Source organism: Chitinophagaceae bacterium (assembly GCA_016699815.1).
Classification (GTDB): Bacteria; Bacteroidota; Bacteroidia; order Chitinophagales; family Chitinophagaceae; genus Ferruginibacter.
In genome coordinates this window covers 2,098,843-2,124,469 of sequence record CP065012.1, presented here as the reverse complement: position 1 = coordinate 2,124,469, position 25,627 = coordinate 2,098,843, and the positions used below count along the sequence as shown (strand labels likewise).

25 protein-coding genes and 1 pseudogene are annotated in these 25,627 nt (G+C 37.2%); 22 read left to right on the top strand and 4 right to left on the bottom strand.

The window, feature by feature from the left end:
• Nucleotides 1-308 precede the first annotated feature (308 nt).
• The 13 genes and pseudogenes from IPO46_09430 (at nucleotide 309) to IPO46_09370 (ending at nucleotide 14,310) form a co-directional block, all read left to right on the top strand.
• Nucleotides 309-518 carry a hypothetical protein gene (locus IPO46_09430; GenBank protein ID QQS62341.1) on the top strand — a complete coding sequence of 70 codons (210 nt, stop codon included), beginning with the start codon at nucleotides 309-311 and terminating at the stop codon, nucleotides 516-518.
• Nucleotides 475-1,179, top strand: coding sequence for a hypothetical protein (locus IPO46_09425; GenBank protein ID QQS62340.1), 705 nt, complete (start codon nucleotides 475-477; stop codon nucleotides 1,177-1,179). The genes IPO46_09430 and IPO46_09425 overlap by 44 nt, the downstream gene beginning before the upstream one ends.
• A 395-nt stretch (nucleotides 1,180-1,574) precedes the next feature.
• Nucleotides 1,575-2,650 (top strand): annotated as a pseudogene (locus IPO46_09420) (IS3 family transposase).
• Nucleotides 2,651-3,782: 1,132 nt separating this feature from the next.
• A complete protein-coding gene (locus IPO46_09415) occupies nucleotides 3,783-4,193 on the top strand; it encodes a hypothetical protein (protein QQS62339.1) in 411 nt (136 codons plus the stop codon).
• 248 nt (nucleotides 4,194-4,441) lie between these two features.
• Nucleotides 4,442-6,049: a hypothetical protein gene (locus tag IPO46_09410; protein ID QQS62338.1), complete on the top strand. Its 1,608-nt coding sequence runs from the start codon at nucleotides 4,442-4,444 to the stop codon at nucleotides 6,047-6,049.
• Nucleotides 6,050-6,635: 586 nt separating this feature from the next.
• Nucleotides 6,636-7,229, top strand: coding sequence for a TetR/AcrR family transcriptional regulator (locus tag IPO46_09405; GenBank protein QQS62337.1), 594 nt, complete (start codon nucleotides 6,636-6,638; stop codon nucleotides 7,227-7,229).
• A 3-nt stretch (nucleotides 7,230-7,232) separates the two neighbouring features.
• Entirely contained in the window at nucleotides 7,233-7,685 is a 453-nt protein-coding gene (locus IPO46_09400) for a hypothetical protein (GenBank protein QQS62336.1), read from the top strand.
• Between the two features lie 14 nt (nucleotides 7,686-7,699).
• Nucleotides 7,700-8,260 carry a cytochrome b/b6 domain-containing protein gene (locus IPO46_09395; GenBank protein QQS62335.1) on the top strand — a complete coding sequence of 187 codons (561 nt, stop codon included), beginning with the start codon at nucleotides 7,700-7,702 and terminating at the stop codon, nucleotides 8,258-8,260.
• A gap of 57 nt (nucleotides 8,261-8,317) precedes the next feature.
• Nucleotides 8,318-8,701 carry a hypothetical protein gene (locus IPO46_09390; GenBank protein QQS62334.1) on the top strand — a complete coding sequence of 128 codons (384 nt, stop codon included), beginning with the start codon at nucleotides 8,318-8,320 and terminating at the stop codon, nucleotides 8,699-8,701.
• A gap of 99 nt (nucleotides 8,702-8,800) precedes the next feature.
• On the top strand, nucleotides 8,801-8,995 hold the full coding sequence (locus IPO46_09385; GenBank protein ID QQS62333.1) for a hypothetical protein: 195 nt from the start codon (nucleotides 8,801-8,803) through the stop codon (nucleotides 8,993-8,995).
• Between the two features lie 47 nt (nucleotides 8,996-9,042).
• Nucleotides 9,043-11,547 (top strand): cation-translocating P-type ATPase, encoded by a 2,505-nt coding sequence (locus IPO46_09380; protein QQS62332.1) that lies wholly within the window; start codon nucleotides 9,043-9,045, stop codon nucleotides 11,545-11,547.
• Nucleotides 11,548-11,859: 312 nt separating this feature from the next.
• Nucleotides 11,860-13,020, top strand: a complete 1,161-nt coding sequence (locus tag IPO46_09375) for a P1 family peptidase (protein ID QQS62331.1) — start codon at nucleotides 11,860-11,862, stop codon at nucleotides 13,018-13,020.
• Nucleotides 13,021-13,362: 342 nt separating this feature from the next.
• A complete protein-coding gene (locus IPO46_09370) occupies nucleotides 13,363-14,310 on the top strand; it encodes a hypothetical protein (GenBank protein QQS62330.1) in 948 nt (315 codons plus the stop codon).
• A 36-nt stretch (nucleotides 14,311-14,346) separates the two neighbouring features.
• Here IPO46_09370 and ppsA read toward each other — a convergent pair whose 3' ends face one another.
• Nucleotides 14,347-16,767 carry a phosphoenolpyruvate synthase gene (gene ppsA / locus IPO46_09365; GenBank protein QQS62329.1) on the bottom strand — a complete coding sequence of 807 codons (2,421 nt, stop codon included), beginning with the start codon at nucleotides 16,765-16,767 and terminating at the stop codon, nucleotides 14,347-14,349.
• A 573-nt stretch (nucleotides 16,768-17,340) separates the two neighbouring features.
• On the opposite strand from ppsA, the gene IPO46_09360 reads away from it, so the two are divergent.
• A complete protein-coding gene (locus tag IPO46_09360) occupies nucleotides 17,341-17,883 on the top strand; it encodes a GNAT family N-acetyltransferase (protein ID QQS62328.1) in 543 nt (180 codons plus the stop codon).
• A gap of 53 nt (nucleotides 17,884-17,936) precedes the next feature.
• On the opposite strand, the gene IPO46_09355 is transcribed toward IPO46_09360, so the two are convergent.
• Nucleotides 17,937-19,508: a DUF1501 domain-containing protein gene (locus IPO46_09355; GenBank protein QQS62327.1), complete on the bottom strand. Its 1,572-nt coding sequence runs from the start codon at nucleotides 19,506-19,508 to the stop codon at nucleotides 17,937-17,939.
• 52 nt (nucleotides 19,509-19,560) lie between these two features.
• Nucleotides 19,561-21,246 carry a DUF1800 domain-containing protein gene (locus tag IPO46_09350; protein ID QQS62326.1) on the bottom strand — a complete coding sequence of 562 codons (1,686 nt, stop codon included), beginning with the start codon at nucleotides 21,244-21,246 and terminating at the stop codon, nucleotides 19,561-19,563.
• A 203-nt stretch (nucleotides 21,247-21,449) separates the two neighbouring features.
• Here IPO46_09350 and IPO46_09345 point away from each other — a divergent pair, with 203 nt between their 5' ends.
• The 8 genes from IPO46_09345 (at nucleotide 21,450) to IPO46_09310 (ending at nucleotide 24,840) form a co-directional block, all read left to right on the top strand.
• Nucleotides 21,450-21,773, top strand: a complete 324-nt coding sequence (locus tag IPO46_09345) for a winged helix-turn-helix transcriptional regulator (GenBank protein QQS64367.1) — start codon at nucleotides 21,450-21,452, stop codon at nucleotides 21,771-21,773.
• A 31-nt stretch (nucleotides 21,774-21,804) separates the two neighbouring features.
• Nucleotides 21,805-22,203: a DUF1801 domain-containing protein gene (locus tag IPO46_09340; protein ID QQS62325.1), complete on the top strand. Its 399-nt coding sequence runs from the start codon at nucleotides 21,805-21,807 to the stop codon at nucleotides 22,201-22,203.
• Between the two features lie 46 nt (nucleotides 22,204-22,249).
• Complete coding sequence (locus IPO46_09335) at nucleotides 22,250-22,747, top strand: SRPBCC domain-containing protein (GenBank protein QQS62324.1); 498 nt, start codon at nucleotides 22,250-22,252, stop codon at nucleotides 22,745-22,747.
• A gap of 49 nt (nucleotides 22,748-22,796) precedes the next feature.
• On the top strand, nucleotides 22,797-22,952 hold the full coding sequence (locus tag IPO46_09330) for a hypothetical protein (protein ID QQS62323.1): 156 nt from the start codon (nucleotides 22,797-22,799) through the stop codon (nucleotides 22,950-22,952).
• A 34-nt stretch (nucleotides 22,953-22,986) separates the two neighbouring features.
• A complete protein-coding gene (locus tag IPO46_09325; protein ID QQS62322.1) occupies nucleotides 22,987-23,409 on the top strand; it encodes an SRPBCC domain-containing protein in 423 nt (140 codons plus the stop codon).
• A gap of 23 nt (nucleotides 23,410-23,432) precedes the next feature.
• On the top strand, nucleotides 23,433-23,873 hold the full coding sequence (locus tag IPO46_09320) for a VOC family protein (GenBank protein ID QQS62321.1): 441 nt from the start codon (nucleotides 23,433-23,435) through the stop codon (nucleotides 23,871-23,873).
• 199 nt (nucleotides 23,874-24,072) lie between these two features.
• Complete coding sequence (locus IPO46_09315; GenBank protein QQS62320.1) at nucleotides 24,073-24,609, top strand: DUF2975 domain-containing protein; 537 nt, start codon at nucleotides 24,073-24,075, stop codon at nucleotides 24,607-24,609.
• Nucleotides 24,610-24,612: 3 nt separating this feature from the next.
• Complete coding sequence (locus IPO46_09310; GenBank protein QQS62319.1) at nucleotides 24,613-24,840, top strand: helix-turn-helix transcriptional regulator; 228 nt, start codon at nucleotides 24,613-24,615, stop codon at nucleotides 24,838-24,840.
• A 33-nt stretch (nucleotides 24,841-24,873) separates the two neighbouring features.
• Here IPO46_09310 and IPO46_09305 read toward each other — a convergent pair whose 3' ends face one another.
• Nucleotides 24,874-25,509 carry an aquaporin gene (locus IPO46_09305; GenBank protein QQS62318.1) on the bottom strand — a complete coding sequence of 212 codons (636 nt, stop codon included), beginning with the start codon at nucleotides 25,507-25,509 and terminating at the stop codon, nucleotides 24,874-24,876.
• Nucleotides 25,510-25,627 lie beyond the last annotated feature (118 nt).

Genomic DNA, 25,627 nt, shown 5'->3' with positions numbered 1-25,627 from the left:
ATTCAAGCGACTATTTTATAAATTACTTCTGCCAACAAAAGTATTTGCAAAAGCAGGGCTAGACAATGTTACATCAGCGCTATGCAAGCATCAGCAGCAGTTCGGGCTCGACGTTCAAAATTCAGCTTTAGTTCATAACTTCAACTTCAGTTTTTCAATTGGGCATTTGTACCGGGCAGACGAACAATGAATTCCCCGCCTTCGCAAATACTCGAACGTTAGCGGTCAGGCTGTGACGACAGTTCCGACCAAAAACGGGGAAGCCGAAAACCGAACAGAGTAGGCAGGCAAAATAAAAATTGACAATTATGCCAGTAGCACTTCAAGGAGCAGTCATCGTTAAAAAAGACGGACTGCGAATTTCTTACAAACAGAAATGTGAGAAATGTGGTAATGTGAGCAGCAGCACAACGACAATGACTGCTTCTTCATCATCAAGTTCAAAATCAACTTCATCATTCCGTTGCTCAAAATGTGGCAACCAACAAAAAATTGAAATTCAAGGTGGACTTGGTTAAGCGGACAATGACGAGCAAGACGGAGTTACTTAACGACCTTTTTGACAGGTGGGAAAAAGCTATTCCTGAATATCAAGGAAAGTTTGTTAAAGACGGCATTGTGGACGAACCGCAATATGTTTCCGCACCGACAAAAATTTTGTTTATTGCGAAAGAGCCGAACAATCCAAAACAAGACGCAGGGGATTTTAGAGTATGGTGGCGTGAAGAAATTGCTTACACTTTTTCTTATCGCATTTCCGAATGGAGTTACGGACTGCTCAATAGCTTTCCACAGTATGACGACATTTGGGCAAACAAAGGTTCTGCTCATAAGGCAATCCAAAGTATTGCGTTTATGAATATCAAAAAATCGGGAGGACTTGGCAACTCTGAATACGACCGAATGATTGAGCATTTAGGAAAAAACTTTGACTTTTTGCATCAACAAATTGACATCATTTCTCCCGACATCATTATTACAGGAACTTCTTGGAAAGAACTTCGCAACGGACTTTTTCCAGAAGTTAATTGGGTCAATAGTGGTTATGGTGTTGCAATCGGCAGACACAAAAACGCCAAAGTAATTGACTTCTATCACCCATCTTCACGGACAGCACCTTCGGCTTCATACAGCCTGCTTCAAAACATTATTAACGCTGACCAATTCCGGCAACTATGACGACCGAAGGAGAAGCCCGAACCGCTAACAGCGGGTTTAAGAAATTGGCGAATCAGTGGTTAATTGAACATTCTACCTCGCATCAACATTTGTGGTGGCTTGACAGTTTTGTGCTCCGAAATCGCCAACTTCTTAAACCCGCAAAACGTTAGCGGTAAGTGTAGCTAAACAAACTGCAAAAAATAAAAACTTTTTAATTATATGAAAAAAATATTTTCCTTATTAATCTTTATGTCTATTTGGACAATTTCCTACGTCCAAAACTATACATTAGAAGAATTGCAAAATAAATTCAAACCTGAAAATTATTCTGAAAAGGTATTGTTGTGTAAGCTCCCCCAAAAATAGTACGTTTTAAAAGTAGACACATTTTGTAACTTTAAAAAACGTAAAAGATGAAAAGAAGCACATTCAGTCCTGCCCAGATTGCAGGCATTCTTAAAGAGTTTGACAATGGCAAAACCGCAGAAGAAATTACCCGGGAGCATGGTTTAAGCAAGGCAACGTTGTACAAGTGGCGGCAACGCTATGGAGGTATGGAGGCCACCGAATTAAAACGAATAAAAGAACTGGAAGAAGAAAACAGCCGGTTAAAACGGATGTACGCCAATCTGGCGATGGAGCTTGACACTGCTAAATGGATTATTGAAAAAAAGTTTTAAAGCCTTGCGATAAAAAATGCATTGTTCAGGCAGTGCGTTTAGAACGACCAAAAGACATCGGCAAGGCGTGTCGATTAATAAAACTAAGCAGGAGCAGCCTGCAGTATCATTCCATTAAAAATGATGGTAACCTAATTCAGCGACTGGAAGAGCTTGCTAAACAAAGCCCTGTGGAAGGCTTTTGGAAGTGTTATGGCCGCATTAGAAATAGTGGCACCATTGTTAATCATAAAAAATTACACAGAGTTTATAAACAGATGGGATTGCCACTGCGCCGTAAAATAAAGAAACGGTTGCCAGCAAGAGTAAAAGAAGCATTGGCTATACCTGACTGTTTTACACAAACCTGGAGTATAGATTTTATGAGTGACGCACTTAGCAACGGCACTAAGTTTAGATCATTTAATGTAATAGACGATTATAACCGTGAAGTATTATTTATTGAAACAGACTATTCATTAAAAAGCAGCAGGGTAATTTGGGTGCTTAAACATTTAATTAACCGCTATGGCAAGCCACAAAAAATACGGATGGATAATGGTCCTGAGTTTGTAGCAAAACTGGCGCAGGCATGGAGTATAGCCAATGAGATTGAGTTTAAATACATACAACCAGGCAAGCCTACTCAAAACGCCTATATAGAACGATTTAATAAAACATACAGAGGAGGCATTTTAGATGCCTATCTGTTTGATAATATTGATGAAGTGAGAGAGGTTACACAAATATGGGTGGATGATTATAATTGCCTAAGGCCTCATGATGCACTGGGAGGGTTATCTCCAAAAATGTATAGAGAAAAGTATGCACAAAAAAATATTCCTGCTGTTGGGCTCCGTTACGCTTCGGCTACGCCTCCGCTCCACTACGCCCAACAGCAGGAACAAACAAACAATTAAATAATGAAACTATTTTTCTACTTTTGAAGTGTACTAAAAAGGGGGAGCTTACAACAACAGGACACATCAAATGAATTTATTGATTATTCTACGACAACATATTATGATATGTATAAAGATACAAATATCTACCAGTTCTACTACACGAAAATATATAACAATGGAATAGAAAGTGGAGGCCTAATCAGTCTTCTTCTTGAAGATAGACGTGTCTTTCATTGCATTGTAAAACCAACGCAAAATACAGACGGTAGTTATACGAATCATTTCACTTCTTACGATAATGTCGATTTAGGCTCAATTACTGTTGATAGCGGGGTTGTCATTAATTCTACAATTGAACCGAGTAGCTCTTATGATGTCGACCGAACTCAACTCGAGAGGTCATGGTGGTCATGTACACAAGATTGTGTAAGCGATGCCCATATAGCATGCTTTCAGAATACAACTTGTCAAACATTGTTAATGGGTACAAACGCAGCATCTGGGTTTGCACAACCTCGTGGCGTTGGTGCTGGCTCATTTTCAATTTCTGTTGCCTGTGGAGTGTCATGTATCAGGAATAGTAATTTGGATTTACTTCCGCAATATTAGAGTTTATGAAAAAGTCAAGTGATATCATTTTTTCTATTCTACTTCTAATAGTCGGCATCTCCTTAATGGCCGAGTTTTTCGACCCCAAACTATATCGATACAAATGGATGTTCATAATTAATGGCTTTATCCTATCAGTACTAGCGGTGTATAAATTGCTCAATAGAAAAAATGTAAAATAGAAAATTACAAAAGGTAGCGGGCGGACAAATAACCGCCTGCTTTCTTTAACAAATAATAACCTTTTCCATACTTCTGCCAACAAAAGTATTTGCAAAAGCAGGGCTGGACGTTCATTATTCAGCTTTAGTTCATAACTTCAACATCAGTTTTTCAATCGGCTTCAGTTGCCGGGCGGACAGTCATAAAATACCAGCCCTGCGGCAAGCCTCGAACGTTAGCTGCAATGCTTATTAGGGCGCTATTTTTAAACTTAAACTCACCTGTTATGAAAAAGATTATTATTTACGCAATGTTGCTTTTTGTGACTGCAAATGCATTGGGTCAACAAATAAATCCTAACCAGCCATTAACCCGTCAAGACTACCTAAAAAAAAGTAAAACTCAAAAAAAGACTGCCTGGATATTGCTTGGAGGAGGCACTGCAGTCGCAGCTGGAGCGGCTATATTGGATGTGAGTAGTGATTGGTCTAAGTCCGAAACCCCCTATCTTGTAGCGCTCTCTATTGGTAGCGCATCAATGCTTGGAAGTATTCCTTTATTTATCGCTTCGAAACGGAATAAAAGAAAAGCAATGAATGCTTCTACATATTTCGAAATTCAACAAAACCCTGTTCCAACAAACACAGGGCTAACATTACATTCTACAGCAACCTTATCGCTAAAATTTAATTTCTAAGACACTTATAACTAAAACTATCTTCGTGGATTTTCAACTTACTTGAAAATGATCTAGGACACAGCAGGCAACATTCGTATTTATGCAAGCCTGGCTAAAGTGCTAACAATGAGCAGTGGTACATCTTTCAACAGCAGTCCGGGCTGAAGGAACTTTATTGAGCGATAGTATTAACAATGAACTTTTAGTTATAAATTTGGCAGCGGTTCCGGGCGACAGGAATTCTATTTCCAGTCCTGCATAAATGCATGGACGTTGTAAGCAAGGCTGACAAAACTCTAGCACTACAAACACATCACGTAATGAAGAATTCTAGTACTCTAATTTTATCACTACTATTTGCCTTAACAACTTTTGCACAAAATAAAAAGTATTTTGTAAGTAACAATGAGAGTTTTGTATTGGGACAAATTTTATATTCAAAGGACAGACAAATTACAGCTTCCTTTGGAAAATCAACTTTCACAATAAAAAAACAAGGTTTAATAATTTGGAATTCAAATGACGAAGGCTCAATATTACCTAAGAGTAAAGTAAACAAGTTGGTATTAAAAAATGGAAACATTCTCTTTTATAAGAACGATTCTATAGTTTGGCAGTCATTTACAAAATTTCCAACTTCATCAAAACTAATTGTTGGAAATGATGGAATATTAAAAATCATAAGCTCTAAGAAAACTATATTGTGGGAGAACTTTGCATTAAAAGCCAATTCCTTAAAACCGCCACTGTTATATGCAGGAAGTGAAGGACCATTTACCAAAGGCTTTGTAAATCCAACTAATAAACTTAAACTTTATGTATTGTTTGTAGATTGGGCTGACGCAAAAGCAATAACCAAAAACTTTGACAGCATTTGGAGTGTAGTTACAAGCAATGGTACATTAGAAAAATCTTTTGCGCAGCAAGGCAAAGCTATAAATCTTACTGTTGAACCTCTACTTTCAAAAAAGTGGGTCACTCTTCCAAAAACATCTGCATATTATTTTCCAACAGACAGTACAGACAGTTATTGGAATTGGCAGGACTATACAAAAGATTGTGCTGCTGCATTAAATTCTGCTTTCAATTTAGATACTTTTATTAATAATTCAATTGCTGTAATATTGAGTAATCCTGAAATTGCAGATAAGTGGGCTAAAGATATTCCTTGTGGTAATCACGAAATTCATTACAAAGGAATGAATACTATGATTACGTTTTTGCCCAATCATTACACAAAAAAATATACTGCTTTGATGCATGAAATTGGGCATAGCTATGGCACTAATGAATTATACGCATTTCCACCTTTTAATTGGTACGATGAAGAAATGATGGGTTTTGATATGATGGGAGATAGTCACTTAGCAACAAGTTTTATAGGTTATCATCATTACCGTTATGGGTGGCTTCCGTTTGTTAAAGATGATCCCAAGGTAATTTACTTAACAAACCAACATTCCTATAGTGTTACCCTAACACCACTTTCGGCTAAAAAAGGAATTAATGTTGTACTGATACCAGATAAAAGAGTAACCAAAGACAGTCTTGAACTACCATCAAAACTATGGGGAATTGAGATTTGTCAAGATGTTCAAGGAACAGAACAATTTTTTGCGGGCAAAGGAGAAAAAATGTTTTCAGAAGGCGATAAATTACTTATTTACACTGTTGAGTATCCTGAACTGCCAAATAAAAGAGCAATAAGATTATTCCCCAAAAAAGAGTTTAATAAAGATACTGACAGGTGGAGAAATGTTTTTTTATACAATGACAATGAAGTCTTTGACAATATAGAAGCGCCAATGACAGTTGAAATTCATAAAGTAGAAAATAACAACTATCAGTTACTAATAACATTAAAACCAAGATAGAGAAGCCCAGCCTACAACAAAAGTATTTGCAAATGCAGGGCTGGACAATGAAACATCAGCTATGTGCTACTATCAGCAGCGGTTCCGGCTCTACGTTCTTTATTCAGCTTTAGTTCTTAACTTCAACTCTAGTTTTTCAATTGGGCATTTGTACCAGGCTGGACGAACAACGAATTCCCCGCCATCGCCAATGCGTACCGTTGGCAGAAATACGATTCTTACCCTTAAACGATTGTAACAAAAAGAAAATATCCCAATTTGGTAACTATTCTTTACTATTGACAAACTAAGAGAGTTGAGCTTAATTACTAAGAAAACACCCAGGAATTTTTGGAAAAACACAATGATTGTGAACAGCAATTAAAATCTTACGATTTTAAAAATATAATACTCTACCTTTTCAAATTGGCGAATTTCAATTGTACACACATAGCCAATGTTTCGCAAATCTCAAAACGCCAAATTTCCTTTGCCTAAAGTGGCTTAAGTATTACCGAAACTTTATTATTTAAAAAATTTTGCCTGCTTTAAATTTATTTATAATTTTGTGAGTGAATATTAACTAACAATTTGTTTAAGAAAAAAAATGAAACAGTTTACAGGCAGACAAATTGAAATAATGGAAGCCGCAACAGATAGAATTTCCAAATATGGCATTCAGAACCTGACGATAAAGACGCTTGCGACGGATATTGGATTGTCTGAACCTGCCTTATATCGTCATTTTAGCAGCAAAAATGAAATTCTGCTGAGTTTATTGGAATACTTCAAGGCAGAAATGAAAAGTCGCATCAATGGAATTTCACATAAACCGGATGCTACAGCCGGGGATGTATTAAGAGCCATTTTCAATTCTCAATTACAAGCATTTACCAATAAACCGGCAATTGTCAGTGTAATTTTTGCTGAAAGTATTTTTCATTTTGATGCGGCGTTGAGTATTAAAGTTTCTGAAATAATGGATTTGATGCAGGAATACGTTTGTTCCAATATTAAAAAAGGCCAGGAAACGGGACAATACAGTAAACTGATAAATGTCCCTATCCTAACAACAATTATCATTGGTGGAATTCGGATGACTGTTTTGAAATGGAAGATTTCAGGGCATAAGTCTAATCTTGTGAAAGATGGAAAAGCAGTTTTAGAAGGTATTTTAAAAATGATTGAAAAAAACAATTAAAATATGAAAAAGGTGCTCGTATTAGCAATCAGTAGTTTTGTATTATGGAGTTGCAATAACCCATCTGAAAAGGCAAAATCAAATCAGGAAACGAAACAAGAAGAACATCAACACGATGAAACTTCAGAAGCCATTGAACTAAACAGCGGTAAAAAATGGATAGTGAATGACGAAATGAAACCATTTGTAGCGAAAGGAGAAGGATTAGTAACAACTTATTTACAATCCAGTCAAACCAACTATAATAAGCTTGCTCAAAAGTTGAAAGACCAAAACAATCAGCTTATCAAAAGTTGTACCATGAAAGGGAAAAGCCATGACGAGTTGCACAAATGGTTGCACCCTCATCTGGAATTAGTTGAAGCATTGGAAAAGTCAGCGAATGAAAATGAAGCAAAAGGAATTGTATTGAAACTTCAAAAATCCAATGAAGTATATCATCAATATTTTGAGTAATTAATTTTCAGACTATGAACACACAAATTAAATTCACAGCCTCTCACCGAATACTGCATTGGGTAATGGCCCTGGCAATGCCCATTTTATTCATCACGGGTTTTCTCCGTATGTATTGGATGAATAAAAATCATATTTCTGGGATAATTGAAAGTAAAACAAGTGCAATACCCAAAGAACAAATGAGTGAAATTACAAAAGCAATTCGTGAGCCCATGTGGGTATGGCACGAAGTATTTGCCAAAGTGATGATTTTTGCATTTATCGCCCGTATCATTTACATGCTGGTAAAAGGTATCCGTTTCCCTAATCCATTTAAAACAAATCAAGTTCTTAAAGAACGCTTACAAGGGTTTACATACATCTATTTTTATCTTTTCGTTTTCATTTCTGCTTTTACAGGTGTTTGTATAGAAAAAGATTTGCTTTCTGCTTACCACGACAACATTGAAGCCATTCATAAATGGGGAATTTATTGGTTCCCTATTTTTATAGTTCTTCATTTGGTTGGGATAGCTGTAGCTGAGTTTTCTAATAAAAAAGGAATTACATCAAAAATGATAGGAGGAGATTAGTCGTATGGTAGATATCAGATAGTATAGAATTAAGTAGCATTCACTAAATTTATATAAATGAAAAGAACCATTGCCATATTTTTCCTATTCACTTTTCTATCTGCAAATACTGCATTTGGAGAAGTGTGGAAATTGCCGGTTTTGCTTCAGCATTATTGGGAACATACAAAGAATGAAAACAACATTACCCTCTTGGAATTTTTAATTATTCACTACTCAGACAGGTCTAATCATTCTGCCAATTCAACTCATCACCACAAAAATCTTCCTTTTAAGTCAGCGGTTCTCCAGGCCGGTCAAATATTTACAATTGCCCCTACATCTACTATAGCATTTTCTAAAGTTATACATCAGGAAGATAAAAACCCACTGCCTGGGTATCAGCAGAATAATTACACCAATAATTACCTTAGTCAAATCTGGCAACCGCCCCGCATTTAGTTAATCATATCTTTTACTGACAAGGGTTTGCTCTTGTTTGCTATTGTATCTGTAATTTTCAGGTACTTAAAATTATCCATTGATTAACAAAAAATAATAATGCTTAATAAAATCATTGAGTTTTCCGTAAGGAATAAACTCATCATCGGGCTGTTTACCGCTGCACTGGCGCTTTTTGGCATTTATGAAACTACCAAACTGCCCATAGATGCCGTGCCAATGCAAAATGCTACTATTGTACAAAATGGCGCCTATACCCTTTTGATGGCATTGAAAAATAAAGCGGAGGAATGATATATTGTACCAAAACACAAACTATTTGTTTAATCTAAATTTGCAACATGTCTTATCCGATTCCCAACAACCTAAAAGGATTAACAGAAGAGGAAGTCTTGCAGTCTCGCACAAAATTTGGCAACAATAAAATAGCCACTATTGAAAATGGCAAATGGTACATACTGCTTTTTCATATTCTGAAAGAACCCATGTTGTTGCTGTTGATAAGTGTTACTATCATTTATCTAATCGTAGGCGACTATGGCGAAGCGGCTTTTATGTTTGTGGCTATTTTGGCAGTAACCGGCATTGAGGTTTTTCAGGATAATCGAAGCAAAAAGGCGTTGGAAGAACTAGAAAAGCTCAATGAACCTTTGAGTAGTGTCATAAGAAATGCCAGGGTAGAAAAAATACCGACTTCCGAAATTGTTGTGGGCGATTTGTATATCGTTGAAGAAGGAAATTTAATTAATGCTGATGGGAGAATAATACACAGTAATGATTTTTCTGTAAATGAATCTTCGTTGACAGGAGAAAGTTTTTCTGTGTTTAAAGATAAAGATGTGGAGAACAATACTGTGTTTAGCGGCACCATCGTAGTTTCGGGTTTGGCAATTGTGGAGGTTGAAACAATAGGTATTGCTACTTATATTGGGAAAATAGGTGCCTTCATTCAAAATATTAAAGAGGAAAAATCACCCTTGCAAATTCAGATTGCCGTTTTTGTAAAAGCGATGGCTGTGATTGGGATTATTATTTTCCTATTGGTTTGGGGATATAGTTTTTACCAAAGCCGCAATTTAATTGACAGCCTACTCAATGGATTAACACTTGCCATGTCTATTTTACCTGAAGAAATTCCCGTTGCTTTTACTACGTTTATGGCATTAGGTGCATGGAAGTTGATGCGTGATGGCATTATCATCAAACGCAGCAGCATTGTTGAAACCTTAGGAAGCACTACCGTAATATGTACCGATAAAACCGGCACGATTACTGAAAACAATATGCACTTGCAGCATTTATATCAGTACGCAACCGATACTGTTTATGGGGATGATTCTTTCGGAAATGCAGACCTGTCAGAATTGATTGAATATGCTATGTGGAGTAGTGAGCCTGTGCCTTTTGACCCGATGGAAAAGGCATTGCACCAGGTATATGCCACCCATATTCAAAAAGATGTTCGACCCAATTTTCAAATGACACACGAATATCCATTAGCGGGTAAGCCACCGATGATGACGCATATTTTTGAAAACGCAAATAAAGATAGAATAATTGCAGCCAAAGGTGCAGCTGAAGCTATTATCAAAAAATCAAATTTATCAGAATCCGAAAGCAACAAATTGCTTCAACTGGTAAAATCCTTTGGTAGTAAGGGATATAGAGTTTTGGCAGTAGCAAAGACAAGTTTTGAAGGTGATGATTTTCCTGTACATCAAGAAGAATTTATTTTTGAATTTTTGGGACTGACTGTTTTTTACGACCCACCAAAAAATGGGATCAGTAAAGTGGTGCAGCAAATTTATAATGCCGGAATAGAACTAAAAGTGATTACCGGTGATAATGCCGATACCACCAATGCCATTGCGTTGCAATCTGGAATCATAAATCATTACCCTATAGTAAATGGCAGCGAAATAGCAGATTTGCAAAATATGGATTTGCAAACTTTGGTCAAAAAAACCAGCATTTTCACCCGTATGTTTCCAGAAGCGAAACTGGCAGTGGTAAATGCGTTAAAAAAAGAAGGTGAAGTAGTGGCGATGCTGGGAGATGGAGTAAATGATGCTCCGGCTTTAAAATCGGCACATATTGGAGTGGCAATGGGCACTAAGGGTACAGAGATTGCCAAAGCAGCAGCCTCTTTAGTAATTACCAACGATGATTTGGGTAAGTTAATAACAGGAATAGCGGCAGGAAGAAGAATTTACAGTAACCTAAAAAAGGCTGTTCAATACATTATTTCCATTCATATACCCATCATTTTTACCGTTTCCATCCCGCTATTTTTAGGTTGGATATACCCTCAAATATTTACACCGGTACATGTTATATTTTTAGAATTGGTGATGGGTCCTACCTGCTCCATCGTGTTTGAAAATGAACCGATGGAAAAGAATGCCATGCGCCAAGCTCCACGAAAGATGAGTGAAACTTTTCTAAATTGGCGTGAACTCAGCATCAGCATCATCCAGGGAATTATCATCACAATAGCTGTTTTATTTACCTATCAATGGATGGTAAAACAAGGGGGCAATGAGGAGCAAACCAGAGCGATGGTTTTCAGCACCCTGATTTTTGCCAATGTGTTTTTAAGTTTTGTAAATCGCTCTTTTTTCTACAGTGTATTTGAGTCCATGAAAAACAAAAACCCTTTGTTGATTGGTATTACCGTTATTGTTTTAATGCTATTGATTCTCATTTTGAATGTAAAACCCATAGCTGCATTTTTCCATCTTCAATCACTTTCCCTCTATGAATTGGGAACGGCAGTGCTTATTGCTTCTATTGCAGTTTTCTGGTTCGAAGGGTTTAAATGGTTGAAAAGAAAGAAAATTTCGTAAATAGTGTGACTTTATAATAATGTATTGGGATATTGTTAAAGTAAGGAATTGGTTTGGGAATTAAAGACTACAAGATGCAATTTATTTTTTCAACTGTGGATTGGTAATATTGTGGGGCAATAAATATATGTTCAGCTTCATGTTCACTATTCAGACTTAGTTCCAGGCATTCCTTTTACCATTTAGTTTTATATTCTTAACTTCAACCTAAATAATTTTAGTTGACACTTTACTTAACATTTTTAATTAACGGCACAGTAGAAAACCTTACGTAAGCTTCTATTGCCAGTCTTTTCAACAATATTTACAACAATGAAATATTTAAACTCACTTTGTTTGCTCTTACTTATTCAGTCATCCGTTTTAGGACAGAAACCAAGGGCAAGGGATATTGGAATTCCTTTTAACGGAACGACAGGTAAGTTTAATGCAATTACAGACGTGAAAGGTGTTGAAGTGGGTTATAGTACAATCATTTCAGGACAAGGCAAAAACGTTAGAGGAAAAGGGCCCGTTAGAACAGGAGTTACTGCAATCTTGCCAAGAGGCAAAAACAATAACCCGGTTTTTGCTAATTGGTATTCACTGAATGGAAATGGAGAAATGACAGGAACTACCTGGATAACAGAATCAGGTTTTTTGGAAACCCCGATAATGATCACTAACACTAATAGCGTAGGCGTTGTTAGAGATGCCGTATTGAAATGGTTTGTAAAAACTGGTTGGTACAAAGAAGATTTTTGGTACACCTACCCTGTTGTTGCTGAAACTTATGATGGTTTTCTTAATGACATTTATGGCTTTCATGTAAAAGAAATCAATGCAATTGAAGCATTAGATAGCGCTAAAACAGGCTTCTTAAAAGAAGGTAATGTTGGAGGTGGCACAGGAATGATGTGCTTGGGTTTCAAAGGCGGAACAGGAACATCTTCCAGAGTAGTTAAAATTAAAGACTCGACTTATACAGTTGGAGTATTAGTGCAATCAAATTTTGGAGGCAAAAATAATTTTACCATTGCTGGGGTTCCCATTGGAAAAGAGTTAAAAGATACATTGAATTATGAATTCAACGCAGCGCCGTCATACAGGCAAGATGGCGACGGCTCTATTATTGTTATAGTAGCTACAGATGCACCTTTATTACCTCACCAGTTAAAAAGAATTACAGCAAGGGTTCCTATTGGTATAGGCATTGTTGGCGGACGTGGAGAAAATGGTTCAGGCGATATATTCATTGCATTTTCTACTGCTAATCCATCTGCTTTTCAGAGAGAGAATTTTACAAAAATTGACGAATTGCCTAATGATTTAATTAACCCGCTATTTAATGCAACTGTTCAAGCTGTTGAAGAAGCCATTATTAATGCTATGGTTGCAGCAGAAACAATGGAAGGAATAAATGATAACAAGGCATACGGATTACCTCATAAATTGGTAATTGATTTGTTGAGAAAATATAACCGGGTAAAGTAAAAATACTGCGCTAACATTGTAAGGGTATTAATAGCGTTGCAACAAAAACTAAAAAGACACAAATTATTGACATAAAGAATCAGAAAAACAGAATTGTATTAGATGAACAAATTGAATAAATTAAAACTATTAGACAATATTGAATTACGTAAAAAATATATCATTCTAAAAAGAAAAATATAAAGAATGAAATTTACCCATAAGCATACTAAAACCATTGCATATTAATGAGTTTGGTGGCAATGCTGGCTCACCGAAAATTGTTTGTACTGGCATTCTTAATTTTTTTCTTTTAATTTTAAACGCTATCAAGAACACTGTTTATATACTATTTTGTGGAATATGAAACAATTATCAGCCCTCCTATTTACTTTTGCCTGCCTGCCATCCATAGCACAAAACAAAGTTTTGGACCTCGAAGCCAGGCGTGTAGCCGATAACTGCGTGGATATAATGTACCGCAAAGAACTTCCCGGCAGCTTTTGTGTAGGCATCCATTTTACCCATTTAGATAATACCAATTACCCCAATGGCTCATCATTTACCGTAAACAACCCAAGGGGCACACTTTTAACCTTAAGGCCATCAAATAAAGATGCTGGCATTGGTTACCATTTTGAATATCGTTTTATAAGGGGTGCACTCAATCCAAAAATTAAACAAAATATTATTTATCTATTGCCGTTTTCACCAGGCATTAAAGTAAAAGCAATAGAAGCAGGCTTTGCCGATGAAAAATATTTTGGGGCACAAAAACCAGCAGACTGGATAAACTATACTTTTTATTCGCAAAATCAAGATACAGTAAAGGCCTGCCGCAAAGGTTTAGTAGTAGAAGTAGTTGAAGAGTTTAATGACGAAATATCCGGAGTTGTAGAATATACCAGTAAAAAAAATTATTTACTCCTGGAACATGAAGATGGAACTATAATGCGGTATATGGGCTTCAAAAAAAACAGTATTTTCGTTCAGCCCGGAGACGAGGTGCTGCCGGGCTCAGCATTAGGCATTAGCGCAGCGGCAAACAATAATTATTATATGGTAAATTTATTGCTGTACTACTTAAAGTCAGCCAACTTTGAAATTTTGCAAAATGCAACCTTTGCAAACAACCAAAACTTATACAAAACACTCTCCCCACAATTCCTGTTCAACGATATGCCGGGTAATCCCGAAAATGGGGCCGAATACATTTCAGCTACTACAGAAGAAATCATCACTAAAGAAATGAGTAAAAAAGAGCTTAAGAAATATAAGGCACAGTTACCGCAGCCTAATCGTTTAAATTAAATACACATTCTTCACATTCCTATATTTTTTATCTTATCACTTCTTTTCCACTTCACTGATCGCTTTCACCGTTTTTACCAATGAATCCGGCGTTACTGATATACTATCTATTCCCAGGTCAACAAGAAACTGTGCAAAGTCGGGGAAATCTGAAGGGCCTTGTCCGCAAATACCCACTTTTACTTTATGCTTTTTGGCCGTTTCCATCAACATGCTGATAGTCCGTTTCACCGCTTCATTTCTTTCATCATAAATATGTGCTACCAATGATGAATCCCTGTCGAGACCTAATGTTAGCTGCGTTAAATCATTGGAGCCAATTGAAAAGCCATCAATATGTTTGGCAAATTCATCTGCCATTAGCACATTTGAAGGAAGTTCCGCCATCAGGAATAATTCCAGGCCGGCTTCCCCTCTTTTTAAACCATACTCCTGCATTACCTCATGCACTTTTTGTAATTCCGTTACTGTTCTGCAAAAGGGTATCATCACCACTACATTTTTTAATCCCATTTCCTCCCTTACTTTTTTTATGGCTTTACATTCCAGGCCAAATGCTTCTTTGTATTCAGGAGAATAATATCGGCTTGCTCCCCGCCAGCCAATCATCGGGTTTTCTTCTTTAGGTTCAAAATGATTTCCTCCCAGCAGGTTATAGTATTCATTACTTTTAAAATCAGAAAAGCGAACAATTACTTTATTGGGATAAAATGCCGCCGCAATTTTTGCAATACCGTATGAAAGTTTTTTTATAAAAAAATCTTCTTCGTTTTCAAATCCACGAATTCTTTTTTCAATGATAGCGGTCAGCGCCTCATCATTCATGCTCCGGTGTTTCAGCAATGCAAGCGGATGAATCTGGATATAGTTGTTAATAATAAATTCTTCCCTTGCAAGGCCCACGCCTTTATTGGGCAGGTGAGAAAAATTAAATGCCATTGAAGGTGAAGCCACATTCAGCATCAACGCTGTTTTCACTTCCGGCAAATCGTCCAGGTTGTATTCTTCTTTTTTAAATTCAATAGCGCCGTTATAAACAATACCTTCATCGCCTTCGCCACAGGATACGGTAACCAATTGCCCGTCGTTCAATTCATCGGTGCCATGATGTGTGCCAACAATTGCCGGAACGCCTAATTCTCTTGCCACAATAGCTGCATGGCAGGTACGACCTCCTTTATTAGTGATAATGGCAGATGCTTTTTTCATAATCGGTTCCCAGTCAGGGTCCGTCATATCGGTAACCAATACATCACCTTCATTAAATACCTGGCCTTCGGTTAATCGTTTATCTAATGAATATAAAATATTTACTTTGCCTGATGCAATTTTGTCTCCTACCGCAATGCCTTTTAAAATAATTTTATCGGCCCGTTTTGTATCGTTGATTTTATATTCAGTGATGATACGGTGGTTTTTCTGCGAATGAATGGTTTCAGGTCTTGCCTGAACGATGAATAAATCTTTGCTTAATCCGTCTATCGCCCATTCCACATCCATGGGCGTCCATTTTTGTTTTTTTGTGGTATAATATTCTTCAATTTGCTGCACCCATTTAGAAAGTTTCAGGATGGTTTCATCGGTAAGGCAAAAGCGTTCCCTGAGGCTTTTTTCGGTAGGAATAATTTTCACTCTTTCGTCCGGGTCGTCTCCATATACCATCATTTTATCTTTTACGCCTAATTTTTTTTCAATGATGGGGGAAAAATTTTCTTTTAATGTAGGTTTGAAAACGATATACTCATCAGGTGAAACGGAACCCTGTACAATCATTTCTCCCAAACCGAAAGATGCATTGATAACCACTACATTTTTAAAACCGCTTTCGGTATCGAGAGAAAAAGCAACTCCGGAAGCGCCCAAATCGCTACGCACCATTTTTTGTACACATACCGAAAGGCCGATGCTGAAATGATCATATCCAAAACTTTCCCGGTAGCTGATGGCACGGTCGGTGAATATGGAAGCAAAGCAATTTCTTACGGCATTCATCAATGGTGCCGGGCCTCGTACATTTAAATATGTTTCCTGCTGGCCGGCAAAAGAGGCATCGGGCAAGTCTTCCGCAGTGGCAGAAGACCGAACCGCAACATCTGTTGCATCCTGCCCGTAAATTTTGCTGAGTTCATAATATTTATTGATAATTTCTTCGCTTAACTCACGGGGAAATTTTGCATTTTTCAACAATTGCCTCGCCTGCAAGCCGCCCCTTCGCAGCGATTCAATGTCGTCTATTTTTATACCAGTGATGATTTCCTTAATGGCATCATCAAGCTTATTATATTTTAAAAACTCCCGGTAAGCAGCAACAGTAATTACAAAACCCATGGGCACCTGTATACCAAGAGGAGTAAGGTTTTGGAGCATTTCTCCCAGCGAGGCATTTTTACCGCCCACCTGGTCAATATCACCCAGGCTTACTTTATCTAAATCTGCAATGTAGAGGGAATATGGCATATATTTAAAAGGGTTTGGTTTATAATTGATGAACCTAAAATAAGTAAATATGAGCAAAAAAACAAATTTGTAAAAACTAATTCTTTAAGTTTAAAATAAGTGGTTTGTGGGCTGGCCTGAAGGATTTAGAATTAATCAGAGTATTTTCCCATTTTATAATATCATTTTACCACTTGCAGAAAAAAGCATAAAAAATATGACTGGACTGTTTCTCTTGAAAACGACGAGGGAAAACACAAAATCAATGAATATTTCTATGACAACAACAAACTATGCATAAAAGAAAACAGTTCAGTTGAAACACAAAATACTTATGCTAATTTATTCAAAGGCACCGACATCTTAAACAGGGTAAAAGAGAATAAATTTAACCCGGATAAAACGCTATTAGAAACCAATGTTTATGTGGATGATAAAAGGATACAAACTACCAGGTATTATTATTTTAAAGTGTGAACATCTATTAGCTGTACGCAAGCCTGTTTTGGAAACATTCACAAAAATTTTCTGCCATAAATTAATATTTTTACAAAATCAATAGTAGTAATATACAAAATAATTAAACAGGTTTCAATGATTTCTATAAAAAAGGCAACAGTAAAAGATTATAATACAATTGTACAAATTGGCAATATATCAGTAGGTGAAGCACATAAAGGCGGCGCTTCAACAGAAGATATGGATGCCTACCTGGCTAAAAATTATAATAACGAGGCAATTACTAAGGAGCTAACCGACTTCAATAATATTTACCACATAATTAGCTATAACAATAACCCGGTTGGGTTTTCCAAAATAATATTTAACGCAACTCACCCAAATATTGCCGCACAAAACGTTACCAAGTTGGACCGTATTTATTTACTCCAGGAGTTTCAGGGCTTAAAACTGGGAATGAAACTTTTGAACTTTAATATTGAATTTTCAAGAAAAAATAACCAAATGGGGATGTGGTTATATACCTGGATTGAGAATAAAAAAGCAATAGATTTTTATCTTAAAGCAGGATTTTCAATTATAGGAAGCCACCATTTTTACGTTACAGAAACGTACTATAATTTAAACCATCAAATGTTTTTGAATTTTCTGCAATTTCAAAACCCAAAGGATGATTAAGTTATAAAATACTCATTGGATCATTCCTGCAAAAACAATTATTGTAAAAAAAATCATTTTACCTTAAGCATTGCCTTTACCTGCTGTACCGGCCCGTTTTGCAGACGTACATAATAAATACCTGCCGCTGGCGGAGTATTATTCCAGTTTACGGTATAATTTCCTGCTGTAGCAAATTCTTTGTCCACCAGAGTGGCTATTACCTGCCCGAGTGTATTCATAATTTGTATTAAAGTATGGCCACCAGTTGTTGTAAAGCGGATGGTAGTATTTATGGTAAACGGGTTGGGATAATTATCTACCAGGCTGGTACCCGATGTGTTGGGTATTGCAGGGTTACAGGCGCTTGCTTCAATAAGTGGCAACACCTGGAAGTTTTGCAACATAATTTGCTGCAGGTTGTTGCCATCTACACAAAGCCAGTCCTGCAGCATGGTTGCATACACGCTCCTGAAATCATATTGCATGGGTATATTATCGTTGCTGGTTGCATTTGCGGGTAAATCGGGTGTGTTGCCCAATACCATTTGCTTTGCTTTTTTGCCAAATACAAAAAGTGGCGCTGCACTTCCATGGTCGGTACCACTGCTGCTATTGCTTTTAATGCGCCTGCCAAATTCACTAAAAGTAAGGCCCATCACCCTGTCTTCAATATCCAGGTATTTAAGGTCTGCCTGAAAAGCAGCAATGGCACCACTTACATTAGCTAACAAAGTTGCATGCCTGCCAATACTGGTATCATTGCTATCTACCTGCAAGGAGTGCGTATCGAAGCCGGTATAGCTTACCATGTAAATTTTTGTTTTTAATCCCCCTTTTATAAGCCGGGCAACAATTTTTAATTGATCGGCAAGCGAATTATTATTAGGATAAGCGCTCTGCTGTGTTACACTCAGGGCAGCATCTTTTACCACATCGGCATATAAATTAGTTTGCATAGCTACCAGCCTGATGTATTTTAATTCATTGCCTGCAGGTGTATTGGGCGCAGGGTCTTCTACGCCATTAATGAGGTTATAAAAACTAGTAGGATCGGTAATGCTCATACCCATACTTACGCTTGGCCCTTGAAATACTGTAGAAGTTACAGAGCCAATTTGTATACCCAACGGATCTGTCATATCGCTATTGGGATAGCCAATGGGAAAATTGGGAAATTCAAAATCGAGGAACCGGCCGCCCCATCCACTGGTAATTACTTCGTTGCTGTTTGATGCGGTCATCCAAATATCTGTTGCTCTAAAATGCGAAAAATTGGGCTGCGGATAACCCACTGCTTGTACAATGCCCAACTTACCTTCGTTATACATGGCCTGCATGCCAGCCATGGCCGGGTGCAATCCTGTATTGGTAATGGCATCAAGTTGCAATATTTTATTTTCGGCAATGGCCACATTGGTTCTTGCATTATAATAGTTGCTGTATTGATCAATGGGAATTACAGTATTTAAACCATCGTTTCCGCCATTTAATTGCACAATCACCAGTACATGGTCATTATCGGTGGCGCCTAAAAGCCTGGCTAATGGGCTTTCTGCTGCAAAAGCTTTTAAAGAAAAGCCATTGATTACTGTGGGTAACAACGCAGTACCCAATCCTGCTCTCAAAAATTTTCTTCTTTTCATAACCCGTTATTTATTTGCCGTATATGCAACTGTTTTTTAAAGATGATAACGTTTAACTTAATTGGTACTCGGGCAGACGCATGAGGTACATATATAAATTGGCCAGCCTGGTTTTTACCACCGTGGTATTCATCATATCTCCCGGGTTGCTGATAAAAGTGTTCCATGCGCTGGTCCAGTACCCATCAGAAATTTGGCCGGTAAGCAGGATATCACTTTTTATTTGATCTCTGCTGGATTGAATGAGCGGCAGCCCCAATAAAAATTTTACCGAGTCTTCAATCAATGCATTCGGATCGCCGGGGTTGGGCATAGTGTTTGCAAAGATGCTGTGATCAATAATAATTTTACGGCCTTGCCGGGTATAACCTGTACTGTTCATTACATCTGCAAACTGTTGCCGCTTGGGTAACGTATCGCTATTGATCCAAATTTCGTGAAACTGAGGCCGCTGATAATATGCAGGCCAGCCGGCCACTGCAGGCGGGTCGCCAATATTTTGTTGCAAGCCCGAGCCAACGCCTTGTACATATTGCCACATAAAATAATTTCCGGTTACATCGGTATCTACCGGAAATTGAATGGAAAATTCACGGCAAATTGCTACAATATTATCAATGGGGTTTTTAATATTGCATCCTTTGTTCAAGCTGTCAAAAAAATGTTCGCTTTTAAAGAGTGTTGCCAGCGTTGTTTTAATATTGTATCCGGAATTGCGGAAAATGGTAGCCAGCGGTTCAATTACATTTGTTTCGGCTGCTGCATCAATATTATAATAAACAAACCAACGGTAAAGTTTACGGCAAATATTTAAGGCCACATCCGGCGTAGCAAAAATCATATCGAGCAATGCATCCAGCTCCAGGTTGCCGCCGTTGTTACCAGCCTGCCCAGTTATTATAGTATTGCCATAAAATGCCGAAAATGTTTTATTGGTTACATCATGCCTGTTGGTATTAAAAATGGTTACATTATTGGCGCCATCCACATTCCAGCCGGTTAAAACTTTAGCGGCTGCTTTTACATCATCTTCGCTATAGGGTGATGTAGCGCCATCAATGCCTTTACCTACGGTAAATAATTCCTGCAGTTCCCGTGCATAATTTTCATCGGGCGCTGTTTTGGTATTTAAATATCCATTCAGGTAACGGAGCATGCCGGTATCCAAAGTAATAGCCTTTACAAAAGTTTTAAAATTACCTACGGCATGGGTACGCAGGGTAAGGTTGTTTTGGTAACACCATATTGCTCTTCCAATATCGGTGGTTTCTGTTGCAAAATGATTGTGCCAGAACATTACCATTTTCTCCCGGATGTTTCTTTCCTGGTGAATCATAAGTCCCATCCACCAGGCTTTAAAATTCTGGCGGCGTTGGGCATTAATGCCTCCATCGGTAGTATTGGTATTTACCCAGGTACTTCCCTGTGCAATTGAGGCATCGGGGTCGCCGGGAGTATTTGAATTATTGTAAGTTTTTAATGGAGGTATGGGTTGAGAGATGGGTACATTTAATAAATAATCTACTGCTGCTTCTACCGTCATTGTGCCAAAAAAATCTACATCTTCTTTTTTTGCACCAAACATGGTTCGCCGTAAAAGATGTATAATTTCTGTAGAAGTCCATGTACCACTGTAGGGCATCAATCCGCTTAATACCCGGGCTCCCTGGTAAGGGTTATGCTTAATAGGATTTATAGCTTTTGGCATTTTTGCCGTAAGAAAAGATCTTCTATCCATGGCAGATAATTTTAAATGTAAGGCAACCAACTATTGACATTTTTTGTTAAAAAAAGTTTAACGGCTCTTTAAAATAAAATTTACAGATGTTATATTCAAATCATGACAATGATAATCAATAGATTAAAAATAAATTTTGCGAAACCGAAATGTTGCATTTATATTTGCAACCAAACAGTTTCATTAATAAACCCAATCAAAAATTGAGAAGAGATATTTTTCAGGCAATAGCTGACCCTACAAGACGTGCCATTATTGCCCTTATTGCACTACAGGCCATGACGCCCAATGCCATTGCCGAAAACTTTCATGCCAGCAGGCAGGCAGTTTCAAAACATTTACGCATACTCACCGAGTGCGAAATGGTAAAACAAGAACAGCAGGGCAGGGAAATTTATTACTCCCTAAAAATTGAAAAATTGAAAGAACTTGATAAATGGCTGGCCCAATACCGGAAACTTTGGGAAACACGCTTTAACCAACTCGACCATGTTTTAGCAAACATTAAAAGGCAAAAAAAAGGCTAATGATGCTTTGGGGATTCAATACTAAACGGTAATGATAAAGTTTGCAGAAATGAAAATAAAAAATATTGTTGAGCTTTTTACTTTACTTCCCGAAGAGGAGAGAATTATTACCGATGTATTACGACAAATAATTTTAGAAACGCTGCCTGGCTACTGCAAAGAAAAAATTTCATTTAATGTTCCCTTCTTTTATGGAAATAAAGGCATTTGCATTGTATGGCCGGCCACCGTTCCCAGGGGCGGCATAAAATCGGGGGTATTATTAGGATTATGGTATGGCAATAAATTAGCCGACAAAGATAATTTTTTAACCCATGGCAGCAACAAACAAATTTTTTATAAAATATATTACAAAGCTGATGAAATAGATGAACGGCCCATTAAAAAATTATTAAAAGAAGCAATTAAGCTTGACCAATCATTCAAATAGGGAAAAAGCTAACTGATCAATAAATACAATAACTAAAAATTACAAAATGGAAAATCATTTATTATTTGATTTTACCGTTGATAAAGTTGCAAAAACAGTTTATATCATCCGGGAGTTTGCTGCATCGCAGAACCTGGTATGGGATGCATTTACCAAAGCAGAATTACTTGACCAATGGGGAGCACCTAAACCCATGACTTCTAAAACAAAATACCAGGATTTTAAAGTAGGCGGCAAAAGATTTTATGCCATGGTAAGCCCCGATGGAATAGAGCGTTGGTCCATACAGGAATATACTTCCATTACTCCAAAGAGCAATTTTAAAATGTATAATGCTTTTGCAGACAAAGATGAGAACCCACAACTGCCGGGCTCTCAATGGGATTACCATTTCAGCCAAGTCGGCAACAAAACAAAAGTAAGTATTAGCATTTTTAATGAATCCTTTGAACGCATGGAAAGTTTACTCGAAGGCTTTAAGCATGGTTTTACCTCTAGTTTGAAAAACCTGGAGGGTTTACTGTCAACTTTATCTAAAAAATGAAATACGTTATAAAACATCGGTTAATACAAAATTGCACATTAAGAAACTAATGTTGTTAAATGATAACCTGCTACCCATTGCTAAAAGAAACTTTGACCTTGACAACAGCGTCAAAATTTTACGCATTGACTGTGAAAAAAATATTGTTTTGAAAATTACAAACCTGCTCAGCGCCTATCAATTTAATTGTGAAGAGCTGGAGTAATAAATTAAAAACTATTCGCATAAAAACTTAAATCATGAAAACCTCAACAATCACTATCGAAATTTTGGCGCCCATACAAGCAGTATGGAAAGCCCTTAGTACTACCGAGGGTATGAAGGCCTGGCTTGACTGGCTAAAGGTAGAAACCGATTGGCTGCAGAACAGCCCGGTAGTATTTACCTGCTTTGATAAAAAAGGGGAAATACTGGAATACAAAGGAGAAAAAATGATTTTCAAAGGTATTATTGAATCAAAAATGGAAAATAAGGAAATTACATTTGATTACCCGGAACAATTAGCCGGAATTATAAAGGAGCGATACACATTGAATGAGATAAATGCCGGCGCCACCAGCGTTTCTTTTACACAAACCTGTACCGATGAAAAAGCCCAAAGCCAGGAGGAAGACCAAAAGCAATTAATGGAAATGCTGAAAACAAAATTGGAAGAAAAATAATTTTATCATTTAAAATAAATACCATGGCACAAATCAATCCTTACATTCACTTCAACGGCAATGCCGAAGAAGCATTTACATTTTACCAATCGGTTTTTGGCGGTGAGTTTGCAATGATTGCCCGATTTAAAGATTTTTCGAGCCCCGAATTCCCCGTTCCGGAAAAAGAAGCAAATAATATTGCACATATTGCATTACCCATTGGCAAGCACAGTTTGCTTATGGCAAGCGACACACCCGAAAGTATGGGAAGACAAAATGAAAATGAAAACAGGAGCAAAATTTCAATAAGTGCAGAAAGCAAAGAAGAAGCAGACAAAATATTTAACGGCCTTTCGGCAGGCGGCAAAGTAGAAATGCCTATTAGCGACAGTCCCTGGGGTACGTATTTTGGTATGTTTCGGGATAAATACGGAATAGAATGGATGGTAGATTACGATGCAAGATATAAAGGCCAGCATTAACAAATAAAAAACTCAATCTTTAACATCCCGGGCATTTACTCATGCCCGGATTTTTTTTAGCTACAAATAACTCATATTAAGCCATTTATCAAAAGCAAATACATTTATAGACAAATATTTTATGTTTTCTATAAAATATTTATTGTCTATCAATAATTTTATTTATCTTTGTACAATCATTTAAAAAGCAATAGCAGTTATGTCAAACAGTAAAAACCTAGTATTTAAAGGCCTGCATATAGTTGCATGGATCATATTTGTGGGCCTTTGTATTGAAGCCGGTGGCCTGCTGGTAAATTTTATTTTTAGTATTTACAACCCGCAATTTGTATCAAAGCTTTATGAAAAGCTTGACCTAAGCGCTATGTACAACCAAAGCAAATGGGTGTTTTTTGGTATGTACGGTTTTATACTTTTTGTTGCGCTCTTAAAAGTGAATTTATTTTATATTGTAATTAAATTATTGAGCAAACTAAATCTTGGTAAACCCTTCAGCAATTTTACATCGGAACAAATTACCCAACTTAGCTATTGCACGTTTGCAATAGGCATTATAAGTTTAATTGCCAGGCAGGTTGCAAAAAGCGTTCAGCATTATGGTTTTGAAACCAGTGTGCTTAACCGTTTTTGGGTTGACAGTGAAGCATTTATTTTGATGGCTGCGGTAATTTTTGTAATTGCAGCAATATTCAAAAAAGGAATTGAACTCCAAAATGAAAATGATTTAACAGTATAAGCTATGCCGATTATAGTAAATTTAGATGTGATGATGGCGAAACGAAAAATTTCGCTTAATGAGCTTTCAGAAAAAGTTAATTTAACTTTATCCAATCTTTCCATTTTAAAAACAGGTAAGGCAAAAGCCATACGCTTTAGCACTTTAGAATCTATATGCAAAGCCTTAAACTGCCAGCCTGGCGATATTTTAGAATTTATTACCGATGCCGGAAGCAGTACAAACCGCTAAAGATTCATTAGGAGAAAAAATATTATACTTCTGTTAATTATCCTCCGGGTTGCAATATTTAAACAAAAAGGCTGCCAGCACAGCACCGCCAAATGCGCCAATCAGGTAAAACCAAATATCGGCCCATTGTGCCATCTTCATTATACTTATAGCTAAGGCTACAGCCGGGTTAAAAGCCCCGCCGGAAATACCGCCTAAAGCATAAGCCATTGCCGTAACGGTAAGCCCAATAGCCATACCAAAATAATTATTACCGGCCGTTGCTTTTGCAGTAGCCACATTAAGCACAACAAAAATTAAAGCAAAAGTACCGAGCAACTCAGCCACCAGTGCTTTTACTGCATTGGGGTTTGCGGCTGCAGCATTTGCCAAAATTTTATCAGCACCCACCAGGTATTGAACCACAAATGCAGCTATAGCCGCAGCAACAAACTGCACAATCATGTAAGGCACAGCATCGGCAACGGTTATTTTTCCCCTTATTAATATACCCAACGTTACAGCAGGGTTAAAATGCGCCCCGGAAATATGGCCGCCTGCATACACCATCACCATTAAAGCCAGGCCAATGGCAACAGGAGCCAAATTGCCGGCTCCGCCCAGTACGGCCATTCCAATGGTAAGTATCAAAAAAAAAGTGCCGATAAATTCTGTAATTAATTTTTTCATACTCTTTGTTTTAAGATTTTATTTGAAGATGTTAAAATATTGCATTAGGCTTTAAAAGCAATAGACATTTTATTCACAAAGCTGAAGCATCATTCCTCTTCAAATTATTGTCTTACTA

Excerpts from the sequence above, each read along its gene's own strand:
- IPO46_09430 (QQS62341.1), top strand. The coding sequence starts at position 309 with ATGCCAGTAGCACTTCAAGGAGCAGTCATCGTTAAAAAAGACGGACTG.
- IPO46_09415 (QQS62339.1), top strand. The coding sequence starts at position 3,783 with ATGAAAAAGATTATTATTTACGCAATGTTGCTTTTTGTGACTGCAAAT.
- IPO46_09410 (QQS62338.1), top strand. The coding sequence starts at position 4,442 with ATGGACGTTGTAAGCAAGGCTGACAAAACTCTAGCACTACAAACACAT.
- IPO46_09405 (QQS62337.1), top strand. The coding sequence starts at position 6,636 with ATGAAACAGTTTACAGGCAGACAAATTGAAATAATGGAAGCCGCAACA.
- IPO46_09400 (QQS62336.1), top strand. The coding sequence starts at position 7,233 with ATGAAAAAGGTGCTCGTATTAGCAATCAGTAGTTTTGTATTATGGAGT.
- IPO46_09395 (QQS62335.1), top strand. The coding sequence starts at position 7,700 with ATGAACACACAAATTAAATTCACAGCCTCTCACCGAATACTGCATTGG.
- IPO46_09390 (QQS62334.1), top strand. The coding sequence starts at position 8,318 with ATGAAAAGAACCATTGCCATATTTTTCCTATTCACTTTTCTATCTGCA.
- IPO46_09385 (QQS62333.1), top strand. The coding sequence starts at position 8,801 with ATGCTTAATAAAATCATTGAGTTTTCCGTAAGGAATAAACTCATCATC.
- IPO46_09380 (QQS62332.1), top strand. The coding sequence starts at position 9,043 with ATGTCTTATCCGATTCCCAACAACCTAAAAGGATTAACAGAAGAGGAA.
- IPO46_09375 (QQS62331.1), top strand. The coding sequence starts at position 11,860 with ATGAAATATTTAAACTCACTTTGTTTGCTCTTACTTATTCAGTCATCC.
- IPO46_09370 (QQS62330.1), top strand. The coding sequence starts at position 13,363 with ATGAAACAATTATCAGCCCTCCTATTTACTTTTGCCTGCCTGCCATCC.
- ppsA (QQS62329.1), bottom strand. The coding sequence starts at position 16,767 with ATGCCATATTCCCTCTACATTGCAGATTTAGATAAAGTAAGCCTGGGT.
- IPO46_09360 (QQS62328.1), top strand. The coding sequence starts at position 17,341 with ATGATTTCTATAAAAAAGGCAACAGTAAAAGATTATAATACAATTGTA.
- IPO46_09355 (QQS62327.1), bottom strand. The coding sequence starts at position 19,508 with ATGAAAAGAAGAAAATTTTTGAGAGCAGGATTGGGTACTGCGTTGTTA.
- IPO46_09350 (QQS62326.1), bottom strand. The coding sequence starts at position 21,246 with ATGGATAGAAGATCTTTTCTTACGGCAAAAATGCCAAAAGCTATAAAT.
- IPO46_09340 (QQS62325.1), top strand. The coding sequence starts at position 21,805 with ATGATAAAGTTTGCAGAAATGAAAATAAAAAATATTGTTGAGCTTTTT.
- IPO46_09335 (QQS62324.1), top strand. The coding sequence starts at position 22,250 with ATGGAAAATCATTTATTATTTGATTTTACCGTTGATAAAGTTGCAAAA.
- IPO46_09330 (QQS62323.1), top strand. The coding sequence starts at position 22,797 with ATGTTGTTAAATGATAACCTGCTACCCATTGCTAAAAGAAACTTTGAC.
- IPO46_09325 (QQS62322.1), top strand. The coding sequence starts at position 22,987 with ATGAAAACCTCAACAATCACTATCGAAATTTTGGCGCCCATACAAGCA.
- IPO46_09320 (QQS62321.1), top strand. The coding sequence starts at position 23,433 with ATGGCACAAATCAATCCTTACATTCACTTCAACGGCAATGCCGAAGAA.
- IPO46_09315 (QQS62320.1), top strand. The coding sequence starts at position 24,073 with ATGTCAAACAGTAAAAACCTAGTATTTAAAGGCCTGCATATAGTTGCA.
- IPO46_09310 (QQS62319.1), top strand. The coding sequence starts at position 24,613 with ATGCCGATTATAGTAAATTTAGATGTGATGATGGCGAAACGAAAAATT.
- IPO46_09305 (QQS62318.1), bottom strand. The coding sequence starts at position 25,509 with ATGAAAAAATTAATTACAGAATTTATCGGCACTTTTTTTTTGATACTT.